Source organism: Candidatus Cloacimonadota bacterium (assembly GCA_021734245.1).
GTDB lineage: Bacteria > Cloacimonadota > Cloacimonadia > Cloacimonadales > TCS61 > B137-G9.
Genome location: JAIPJH010000033.1, coordinates 1 through 11681, shown reverse-complemented (window position 1 = coordinate 11681; position 11681 = coordinate 1). Strand labels below are relative to the sequence as shown.

Here is an 11681-nt window from a genome sequence, read left to right as displayed (position 1 = left end):
TAATTCAAGTTAAATACTTTTTTTATGATCCGCAAAGTCAACTGGTTCTTATTTTGCATAAACTTGAAATATCATTTGACAAAATGAACTGAATGATGTGATAAATGTGAATTGAAATGGGAGATGGAATGAGATTTTTGTTTGTAAGTGCAATTTTATTGATAATCGTGCCTTGTTTTGCAGTTGTAGAAGAAACTGCTGAATTTAAAGACTTTTTATATGGAACTACTACAAGCTGTACTTACGACAATTGGCTATCGCACATCTCGGAAGGCATTGCCAATGAAGATTATAATCTTTATGCACCCTACGATAATCAAACTGATGGTTTCGGAGATTTCTTAATTGCCACCGATTCTCTTCTTCTGGTTTGGGAAGGTATTTTTTCTCTGTTCCTGGCACAAGATTTTGATGCAGCTCAAGATTCAATCGATAATGCAGATCTTCCATTTGAAGTTGTTCAATTCAACGATATAGAAACAAATCAAACTTTTTATCTGATCCGTGAACTTCTGAATCTGGATTACGTTGATGATAACGGAACGACCGGAACATACGATGATGAGGTTGGTTCATTTGATTTTGGTTGGGGATTGTACGTTTACAATCCATCAGCTTCCAATCCAATAATAATTACTGTTCCACATCCGAATGACGATTTTATCGTTCCGCCAATGGCTTCTGAAGCTTTCGTTAAATGGGATGCAAAATTCCTGATGATAAACGGAGCCGGCAGAGAAGTGAAATGGACAGAACAGGGAGGTTACAGTAATTCCAAATCTCTCAGCGATCCTTCCAGAATTGAAGAACATGCCTTAACCAGAGCTTATCAGCTTTCCTGCGATCTGATCAGATCTGAATTTAGTATGAGGGAATTATCCACCCAAATTCACAGCTACGACTGGGATCGACACGATAATCATCCAGACTGTCAAATTTCAGCCGGCAACAGCAGCAATCCCAATCTGCCAATTCGAGATCTTTCGAGTCTGCATGATGATATCATAAATCAATCTGATCATCTGATGTGGGAAGAAAATTCGATAGGAACTCATTCGGCTGTTTATTTAAATGACTACTACTCAGTAAATTATAATTTGTATGATTTCTATTTTTATGATGATTTTGGACGACATTATCCTGTAAACGACAATGTTGATCTTCCTGGTTATTCGGGAAATCGACAGATGATCTATACAAAAGATGATTGGAATAATTACGACGTTTTTGAACCATTTTTTCATATAGAGATGGATGAACTTCCCAATGCCTACGAAGAAAATGAACAGCAGTATTTCTGGTTTTATGGATATGATGCCAATTTGCAGCAATTCAATTATGATGAACTTTTCCAGAACACGATCGATTATTACACACCCTGGATCGATGCCATGACTGCTGCTTTACAGAATTCCTTACCACCAGATGATAATGAGATTCCTGCTACACCACAAGATTTTATTATATCAGATCAATATTCAACTTTTATTAATTTGGAATGGGAACCCGTTTCCTGCTACGATTTTTATTCATACGAAATTATGTATGCTACCGAGCCGATAACTCCAACAAATTATGTCTCGCATACCAGAGATGATTGGTATTTGCTCGCAGATCCAAATTATGACTCTTATTCTATATTCGATCTGGAACTCAACCAGGAATATTATTTCAGAATTCGGGCAATAGATTATTCTGGAAATGTCTCCGCTGAATCATCTGAATTATTCATTCTTACTGCACCTGTAGAGATTGCTGAACAAAATGCTTATGGCCTGGATAATGAAGCCGTTATTACCTGGACAGCAGAACAGCAGGTTGGAAATCAGGGTTTTAATTTGTATCAAGTTATCGATGAAGATTTAATTTTAATCGACAGCTGGCAGACAAATCCTGCTTTACAGGGCTCCACAATTCCAAACCAGACCTACGAATATGTTTTGGAAAATCTGGAAAATAATCGTTTTTATCAATTTAAACTGGGTTATGTAAATAATGAAGGGAATGAATATTTCGAACCTTCCAACATATCTTGTAAAACTAGAGATATTTATTATTTATCGGTTAAAAATGAATCTGAAACTCTAATGGACACGATCTGGTTTTCGATGAATTTTTATGCGACTTCAAATTATGATGATTACTATGATGTAACTAAAGATTTCAGCATATTACCGGAATATGTTTTCGCCAGCTTTTATGAACCCGATTGGGGTGCTAATGGAATGCATTTGGAAAGAAATATAAAAAATGAGATAAACATGCAGATCCTTTTTCACTCCTGGGATTTGCGGCTTGTTTCCAATACCGTTAATGAAAGTTATCGGATAAGTTTAGATCCAACTTTTACAGGTGAACGTGGTAATCTTTATCTGGAAGATCCTGTAACAGGGCAGGTGAGAAATTTACAAGATAGTGATATGTTCGTCATCCTGGAAAATGAAGTGGAAAAATCGTTGATTCTGCGTTGGGGAAGTTATAATCCATCTGCAAATGTGGTTATCCCATCCTATACACTTTTTCCAGCCGGATCGGAAATGAACATAAACTGGAATACATATAACAGCAATTTGATAGAACAGCTGGAACTTAATCTTGTAAATTCGGAAACTACCTTTCCCATTGCATCGCACATTTCACCTTCTTCCAACAACTACTCCTGGCAAATTCCGGATAATATAACGATGCTTGATGCCTCTGTGGAATTGACAGTTTACGATTTTGCAGGAAATCCCAATCAAGCGGTCAGTTATTCTCAAACCGGCATTGTGCCCAGCAATAACTCACTTTCAGGACCGAGCGGCTGGCAGTTAGTTGCCAATCCCTGGTATTCTGATGTTCCTTTTGATGTGGAAGATGTTTTTGGCAATGAATCAAATATTTATTCTCAGATTGATCATTATCAATATGAGCCAACCAGCAGTTTTGAATTTGGCAAAGGATACTGGCTGCAGAGTGCTGAGGATTTTGTTTTTGAATCAACATTACCGATAGCTACTCATTCCATTTCCGTTGATCTTCACCCGGAATGGAATCTGATACCGAATCCACATCTTTGTGAATACGATTATTATGATCTGCGATTCAATTTAAATGGATATTCAAGAACTTATCCCTACATGGTAATTCTTGGAAAAATAGCTGATGGCGTTTATACTTTTGAAAATGGTGCTTATAAAAGAGTAGAAAAAATGCTGCCGGGAAAATCATATTATATTTATTCTTATACTTCGCAAAATGATGAGCTTTCCTGTAATTTCCGACCCTTCAATCATAGTAATCCTTCGGTTGCTCCATTTGACTGGCAGATCGAAATTACTGCCTCGCAGGAATATTCAGATAATCTTATTCTGGGAACATCGAATCAGGCTTCGGTAGAATTCGATCATAGATTTGACCTTCCCGAACCTCCGAATCCCCCTTTTGCAGATAACATGCAACTGCTCATTGATAAGCATGGTGTAAATACATTTCCATATCGCAAACTGCAGCAGGAATTCAAACCATCTCTGAATGCAAGCATAGCAGATACAGTTTCATGGGATTTCTATTTGAAACCTTCCAATATGAATTCTATTACTATGGAGTTTGACCTAACTTCATTGCCAGCAAATTGTTATGCAAGTATAAATCTGGATGGTAACAGCTGGTGTAACCTTGTAAACAATGTTTACATCTATTCTTTTTCACCTTCTCAAAACCGAATTCTGCAGGGAAACGTAGAAATTCGAAACGAGTTTACAAATACTCCAAATGATGTTCATCAAATCAGTTTATTCTCGACCTATCCAAATCCGTTCAATCCTAAAACTGTAATAAGTTTTGATCTTGCTACAAAAAGCAATGTTAAAATTGAAGTTTATAATATCAAAGGACAACTGGTTAAAACTGTTTTGAATGAAAGACTGACCGCTGGAAATCATCGAGTCGAATGGAATGGAGCAGATCAATTCAATAAAAAAGCTGCTTCCGGAATATATTTCATCAAACTGAAAACAGCTGATCATTCCCAAATGATAAAAACTTTGCTGTTGAAATAAAAAAAAGGCTTCCTCGATTTCTCAAGGAAGCCAAAATATATCTTTTTAGATTATTTCAACAGGACCTGTCCTGTGAAATTCCGAAGGACTATTTCAGCAGGATCATTTTCCTGGTTTGCTGATAATCTCCCGACTTCATTTTATAGAAATAAATTCCACTGGGAACTTCACTTCCTTTTTCATTCTTTCCATTCCAGGTTGCAGTATGAATTCCATTTGCAAGATAATCGCTTACCAGAGTTTTTATCATCTGGCCTTTGGAATTGTAAATTTTAATTTCAGTTAATACTGAGCCTGGTGAATCAACTGCGAATTCGATTGTTGTTGTGGGATTGAAAGGATTGGGATAATTGCTTCCCAGGATCGTTCTCTGATTGGAAATTATATTATTTGCATTCAAAGGTTCTACGATCAAATTAATTGGAATGATAACAGCATCTTCAGCAGGATCGTTATGATCGATGATCAATTCAGCCTCGTAAGCACCTTCCTGCAGACCAGCACTATCAAAAGTAAGTATCACTTCATTATCCGTTCCAGGATCTACAACACCGGAATTAATGTTAAGCTGAAGCCAGTCCACTTCTCTTATAATTTCCTGCAAAGAAAGAGTAAATTCCAATTCGTAACCACCGCTATTAGAAATCGTAAGTGTCTGTTCCAATGTTTCGTTTTGATTCATCGTAACCGCAAAACTACCGGGAGAATAACCGATAACAGGTGGTTGAACGCAAGTTCCGGAAAGATCAATGACAAGTTCTGGTTGATCGTGATCATTACTGTAGATGGTCATTTCACCATCGTAAATTCCGGTTACGGAAGCATTCATCACAATTTCCAGATTCGTGCTTTCTCCACCCAAAACTGAAAAAGTTGTATTACCTGTGTAGCTGAAAGCATCTCCGGTTACGGTAATATCAGTTATTTCCAGAGTTTCTATGCCAGTGTTGTATACCGTCAAAATTTCAGTGGAAGGATATCCGGCAAATTGCACATCAAAATCCAAAGTTGTGTTTTCCACCCAGATATTTGCCGATGGATCGCCACCCATGAAGGTTAAATATTGTTCCATTACTTCATTTTTTGTATCGTTTCCATCCACCAGAGAGCTGAAGAAAATAGATGATGTTATAGCTCTGTAATCTCCTGCGTCATACATTACTACGCGATTTTTATTATCCTGAGACTGCATCAGTGGAGATGCGCTTCCTGCATCTAGCTCATCAATTCCATAATCGGAATTTGAACCATACATGTATTGCATGGAAAGATCAGACAGAAAAGTATTATCAACACCGTGCATTGATTCGATCAAACTGTAGCCAGCTACCGAAACAGAATTATTTCCTAAACCTAAATAAGGATAAAAATTCGTGTATCCGGCAGAGCCAATTGTAGCTGCTTCGATGTAAAGTGAACCACCAGCATCCATAAAATCTATGAGTTTTTGAATATCAGCAGAACCGACCGGTTCCGGTGGTGTCCAACCTCAGCCACTACACCAGATGCCGGCTGTAGCAAATATCATATCATAAGAACTCAGATCATCCGGCAGAAAATAATCTACTGTCGGAGTGATTCCATTGGCTATCAACGCATTTTCGATATGCTCTTCCACACCGATAAATTGCCAGGGATCTTCGGGATTCATAATTGTACTGTCTCCATCTCGATCCCAGAGGAACACATTCTGTGCATTCAGGAATACAATTGAGACAATAAATAACAATAATATTCTAATTTTCATTTTTCACCTCACATTTAAATATTAAACGGATGCAACTTTTATGCCAGTAAAAAATTAAAAAATGTTAATATCAAGAATAAAACTTCTGATTGTTCCCGAAGAATTTCGGGATCATCGGAATGTTGATATTTAGATTTACGATTGAAGATTTACGATTTTCGAAGAGGGGTTTTAGATTGAAGATTTACGATTGAAGATTTACGATTGAAGATTTATTTAATTATCAGATTCCTTATTTCTCCCTTGTTAAGGGGAGATGAGAAACGAAGTTTCGAAGAGGGGTTTTAGATTGAAGAATCAGAATTTCTTGAATGCTTGTTTCTTCTTCAACATTCGGAAGAACTGCGTACATTCCGAAGTTGAAGCGAAAGCTGTAAAATAAAACCTTCGTAATGGTCGAATTTATGAGACCTTGCGAATGGTTGAATAAAAAAACCATTGCGGAGGTCGAAAGACCATCCGCAAGGTTTTTACATTTCTATTTCAGCAGGACCTGTCCTGTGAAATTCTGAAGAACTATTTCAACAGGATCATCTTTCTGGTTCTGATAAAGTCATCTGCCTGCATTTTGTAGAAATATACTCCAGAAGAAACAGGTTTGTTATTCTCATCGGTTCCATTCCAAACAACTGAATGCTGACCTGCTGACAGCTGACCCCTGACAAGCTGTTTCACTTTCTGACCTTTCATATTATAAACAGAAATCTCTGTATTCTTAGTACTCTCCGTGGTTGAAAATCTGATTGTAGTTTCCGGATTAAAAGGATTGGGATAATTTCCATACATACAATTTGGCTTCGGGGAGATTATGTTTTGATCTTCTGGCACAAATTCTCCAAAATGATCGATGAGAATAGATTGTACAAGTAGTTTCACTTCAGGCTCGTTCATGTAATAAAAAGGAAAGCTGAAAAGAGCAGTTTTAAAATCAGAACCAAAATATCCCACAGCTACAGGTTCGTCATTCATCACCCCAAAACTGCTGTTATTGGTAAAATTGCTTCCATAAGAATAAAGCAGATCACCATCTATGTTTGGATGAACAGCTTCTACATTAGTCAGGTGATATTCCAATCCCACTAAAGTTTTTGTGGTATCTACAGAAATATAATTAAAACCGGGTTCAGGAGCAGCATAAAAAAACCTTCCAGAACTTTCATAATCTACAAGATCAATTTTAAAATAATCGAATAAAAAATTTCCATAAGTAAAATTATGTGGATGCACACAGTATTGGTCGAAAATATCTGATGGATTAGTGGCAGTAGCCAGAATGTTACCACCAAAATCGAGGTATTTTCTTAATTCATCGATCTGAGTATCACCCAAAAAGGGAGTCAAATTTTTATTAAAATGTATTAAAATTGTAGAATAAATACTAATATCTTTCAGAAAGAACTGATCAATATCTTCAAGATCAATTTCCTGAAAACTGAAATCTTCTAAAACTGTATGATAAAAATCGTCACATTCCTGTTCTGATGGATTTCCATAACTCCCGTTTCCGGCAGGCGTTCCATCTATGAGAAGAATACCGGAATTCAAAGTGACAGCTCGGGAAATGATAATTTCAGATAAATCACTTTCATTATTATCGAAATCTACAGCCGTAACTGCATAATATTGAAAATCTGTTCCGTTATAATCATCAATATATTCGTTCTCTAAAACAATCTCCTGATTGATCTGCACAAATTGTCCATTTTCATCATCACTTCTAAAGACATTATAACCCCACAAATCAAGTTCTTCGTTTTCCTGCCAGAATAGTTGAACAGCGTTCAAAGCCGGTTCATCAAATAAACCCGATGGTATTTGAGGTGTTGATAATGGAATACATGATCTTTCTACAATCATTCCGCTCACACCAGAAGTGTTTTCAATATTTACTCCCACAAAATACTCTACACCTTCTTCCAAACCGAAAATTGTGAAAGTTGTATCCGTTGTTGTATATTCTGATGTATAAACTCCAGATTCCGTACCCACATGAATTTTGTAATGAAGTAGATCTATCATATCAGCTGGACTCCATTCCAACAGCAATTCACTTCCATTTCCAATATCAAACAAACTGTAATTTTCGATTAAATTCGGCTTTTGATCCAGCACAACGAAAGTGGCAGTATTTAATTTAATAATCTCGGTGCAATATTCCAGATCCATATTACCTAAAACATCGGATTCGCTGTGATAATAAGGATTGAATTCATCCTCGAAATACCAGGTGGCATCGTAACCAGCCTGCCAGAAACTGTAACTGTCTGAACCGCCATTATTTAGAAGTGAACCACCATAGTTCAGGCTTGTGTATTGTGTCATCAGATCAATTCCCAGATCTGTAAGGTATTCTGCACCTGAATATTCATTGATCCATACTATCCAATCTCCAGGCAATCTTGTGTTAAAACCGATCATATCACTATTGACCATACCTTTTATTTTGCAGTTCTCTGCACTTAGACTATCAGCCATTTTCTCACTACCAATCTTGCCAAATTCTTCCGCTGCAAAAGTGCAGAACATCAAAGAATTAACAGGTTGATAATTTACTGATTTTAACACACGGGCTGTTTCCAGAACTGAAGCACAGGCAGTAGCATTATCATCTGCGCCGGGAGCAGAAACTAATGGATTTATATTCGTTATGGAATCATGATGACCTCCAATGATCGTATAATTATCTGGATCGATATTACCTCCCCAGATAGCGATCACATTTTTCTGCCAGGTATTGTTCCAGTAAAAGGAATCAATAATCACATTTACAAATCCAAGCTCAAGGAAGCGATTTTGTATCCAGTTCACAACTTCATCTCGATTATCTGCCAGTGCATAACGAGTATCGAAATCCTGTAAAGATTGGATGATGTAGGAGATCGAATCCTGATTTACTTCTGCTATCACATCATCGATCAGATCTCTTGAACGTTCAGATTGACCTGAATATATTACATTGCGCTTTTTCAATTTATGCGGAGAAAGCTTCACAAATTCGTATTTGGATTTACTGATTTCAATTACTGGAAAATCATTACTGCTTATTATTTCAGAATTCGAGAAGTTATAAATTGATCGTCCCCACCTGGAAGGAAATTTACAATATTTATTTTGCAGATCAGTAATAAGATAATACTGTTCATTTTCATTAAACTCATCCAGAATTTTAAAATATATTCCTGATGTATTCAATTGCTCTAAATCATTCTTAGAGACTTTTGCGATTATTTCCTTTTGCGATTGGTAATAAATCTCAAAAGACAAGTTGCTTTGTACAATTAGATCTGCTGGTAAAGTAACCAAAAAATCTTTTTCCATGGTAAATATACTCGAAGTTGCTACAATAAATAAAATAAGCAGAATTGTTTTTTTCATTACTACCCCCTTATTAACACTTTAGCATAAACGGTGCCAATTCATAAATGCTGGGAAAAAGGGGACTTTCAGCTTTTCCCTCATTATCTGTTGTGGAGTGTATTCAGCAATTTGAGGTTGTTGGAAAGCAAAACACAACTCCCCAAAAAAGTTGATTGTACACAGAGCATCCGACTGCTTTAGAAAAGAAAAACATCATCCAGGAATTGTTAGAAAGTGTTTTTTGAAACCTTCGTAATGGTCGAACTTATGAGACCTTACGAATGGTTGAAAAAAAAACCATTGCGAAGGTCGAATGCTATCACACTTTACGAATGGTTGAAAAAAAAACCATTGCGGAGGTCGAATGACCATCCGCAAGGTTTTGATTTCTTAATTCCGAAGGACTATTTCAGCAGGACCTGGCCTGTGAAATTCCGAAGGACTATTTCGACAGGATCATTTTCCTGGTTTGCTGATAATCTCCCGACTTCATTTTGTAGAAATAAACTCCGCTGGAACAATTTTTGTTTTCATCATCTGTTCCATTCCAGATAACTGAATGGTTTCCTGCTGGAAGAATTTCATTGATCAAAGTTTTGATTTTCTGCCCTTTCATATTAAAGACTTTAATAGTCACAAACGAGGACGTTTGTGATACAGAAAAACTGATCTCAGTTTCGGGATTGAATGGGTTAGGATAGTTGCTTTTCAAATTAGTAGTCAAAGGAAGCAGATTAGGTTCGTTTCCAACCACACCAGCATCTTCCGACCATTCACCTTCCCAGCCTCCTGTGAAAACTGCTGCCACATTGTAAATCCACGTTCCAGCCGGCACATTCAGATGAAGATAAAATGTAGAAGTAACATTCGCAACAAGAACATCATCCTGATACACATTATAAGATTCAAGCGATCTGCTCTCAGTTGGTGCATCCCATTGAATAAGGATATTCGGCCAATTCACTGTCGCTGTAACATTTGTGGGAGCAGGCAGAATCACTGTTATATCAGCATTTCCAACTGGAGAAGATACACCTTCATCATAAAGGGCAGTAAGATAGTACTGATAAACTCCAGCATCATGCCCTTCCACTAAATATTCCAAGACATTGGCATCATCAACGTAAAAAATTATTGTTCCATCACGATAAATATTGTAACCCAGCAAAGTTGCAGAAGTAAGATCGGGCTGTTCCCAACTGAGATAAACATCGTTGAAGTTGACCAGTTCGATCACAACATTATTGGGTGGATTGAGTTGTGATGATATTTCCATCGTATTTTTGAAGGCACTTCTGTTGTATGTTCCCAAATAGAATTTTGTTTCACCATCTTCTTCGAAAGGATTGGAAAAACGTGATAGTTCCGACCCGACAGCTAATCCATCACTGGCATCCTGCCAGCCGATTCCGGCATCATTGCTCATTATCACGCCATTAGTTCGGGCAGCAGCATAAAGATGATCCGGATTATCAGGATCGATAATGATGCTGGTGATATCGGAAGAAGTTGTGTAAACTGTGTCCCATTGATCTCCCCCATCTTCTGTCTTCAGAATATGAAATCCGCTGGAATAAACACCGCAACCGGCATATACTTTTAAAGGATTGGTTGGATCTACTGCTACAGCATAAGTTCGGCAGCAATCCTGCGGAACACCGTTATTTATATCTGTCCAGTTGTTTCCCTGATCTGTACTTCGGATTAAGGAGCCAGTTACATTGAAAGTTGTATATCCGGCATAAACAAATTGCTCGTTGGAATTTGCCAGATCGATGGAACGTATTTCGTAATTATCAGGTCCGATGTAAACCTCTTCCCAATCTGTTGCAGTACCGTCATAAGTTCTATAAACCGTAGCTGCCCAACCACCATTTCCAAAATGATTTCCCGAAATAAAATACAGATCAGGATCGGTTTGCGAAACTTCGATATCCCACAGCTGGGTTTCAAAATTCGGTCCCAGGTTTGGTCCTGTAGCTGTCCAGGTTGCTCCGCCATCTGTGGAACGATAAATTCCTTCCTGCCCGACAGTGGTTGGCCCTTCTGAACATGCCAATACATTTCCATTAATATCAAAAGCAACAGCAGAATATCTGGTCGCAGGAAGCGTTTCCACAATTTCCCAACTGTCTCCTCCATCATAAGACATGTAGCAGCCACCGGAATTTTCCGCTTCAAACCCGACAATAATGTTTTCGGAGTTTGTAGGATCTACAGCAATATCATTTATCCACAAAACTGCAATTCCCTCATTTGCACTTTCCCAATGATTGCCAGCATCGCTGCTTTTAAAAACTGCCATGCTTTTGCAACCGATAAACATTTCCTGCGAATTGTCAGGATTTAAGGAAATATCATAAATTGAAAAATTATCTGCTCCTCCTGTTTCAAATTCCGGTTCTGTAACACAAAACCTTCTTTTTTTTACGTTAACTAATTATTTTCTATACAAATATACCATAGTGGGAAAATCTCCCCCAAAAAATTAGAGTCCAGGCCAATTCCTGAGAGAGATAATCCCATGAAAATTATTG

At 37.4% G+C, this 11681-nt stretch carries 5 protein-coding genes; 1 reads left to right on the top strand and 4 read right to left on the bottom strand.

Features of this window, described 5'->3' with window-relative positions; translation table 11 throughout:
* Window positions 1-128 precede the first annotated feature (128 nt).
* Window positions 129-4040, top strand: coding sequence for a T9SS type A sorting domain-containing protein (locus K9N40_06705; GenBank protein ID MCF7814147.1), 3912 nt, complete (start codon window positions 129-131; stop codon window positions 4038-4040).
* Window positions 4041-4128: 88 nt separating this feature from the next.
* Here K9N40_06705 and K9N40_06700 read toward each other — a convergent pair whose 3' ends face one another.
* The 4 genes from K9N40_06700 to K9N40_06685 all read right to left on the bottom strand — a co-directional run bounded on the left by K9N40_06700 (window position 4129) and on the right by K9N40_06685 (window position 11449).
* The gene (locus K9N40_06700) at window positions 4129-5472 is read right to left on the bottom strand and encodes a choice-of-anchor D domain-containing protein (protein MCF7814146.1); all 1344 of its coding nucleotides are present in this window, start codon (window positions 5470-5472) and stop codon (window positions 4129-4131) included.
* 57 nt (window positions 5473-5529) lie between these two features.
* The gene (locus K9N40_06695; GenBank protein ID MCF7814145.1) at window positions 5530-5787 is read right to left on the bottom strand and encodes a hypothetical protein; all 258 of its coding nucleotides are present in this window, start codon (window positions 5785-5787) and stop codon (window positions 5530-5532) included.
* A 516-nt stretch (window positions 5788-6303) separates the two neighbouring features.
* Complete coding sequence (locus K9N40_06690; protein ID MCF7814144.1) at window positions 6304-9162, bottom strand: M20/M25/M40 family metallo-hydrolase; 2859 nt, start codon at window positions 9160-9162, stop codon at window positions 6304-6306.
* A 424-nt stretch (window positions 9163-9586) separates the two neighbouring features.
* A complete protein-coding gene (locus K9N40_06685) occupies window positions 9587-11449 on the bottom strand; it encodes a T9SS type A sorting domain-containing protein (protein ID MCF7814143.1) in 1863 nt (620 codons plus the stop codon).
* Between the last annotated feature and the right edge of the window lie 232 nt (window positions 11450-11681).

Coding starts and splice junctions, on each gene's coding strand:
- K9N40_06705 (MCF7814147.1), top strand. CDS start 129: ATGAGATTTTTGTTTGTAAGTGCAATTTTATTGATAATCGTGCCTTGT.
- K9N40_06700 (MCF7814146.1), bottom strand. CDS start 5,472: ATGGATGCTGGTGGTTCACTTTACATCGAAGCAGCTACAATTGGCTCT.
- K9N40_06695 (MCF7814145.1), bottom strand. CDS start 5,787: ATGAAAATTAGAATATTATTGTTATTTATTGTCTCAATTGTATTCCTG.
- K9N40_06690 (MCF7814144.1), bottom strand. CDS start 9,162: ATGAAAAAAACAATTCTGCTTATTTTATTTATTGTAGCAACTTCGAGT.
- K9N40_06685 (MCF7814143.1), bottom strand. CDS start 11,449: ATGGCAGTTTTTAAAAGCAGCGATGCTGGCAATCATTGGGAAAGTGCA.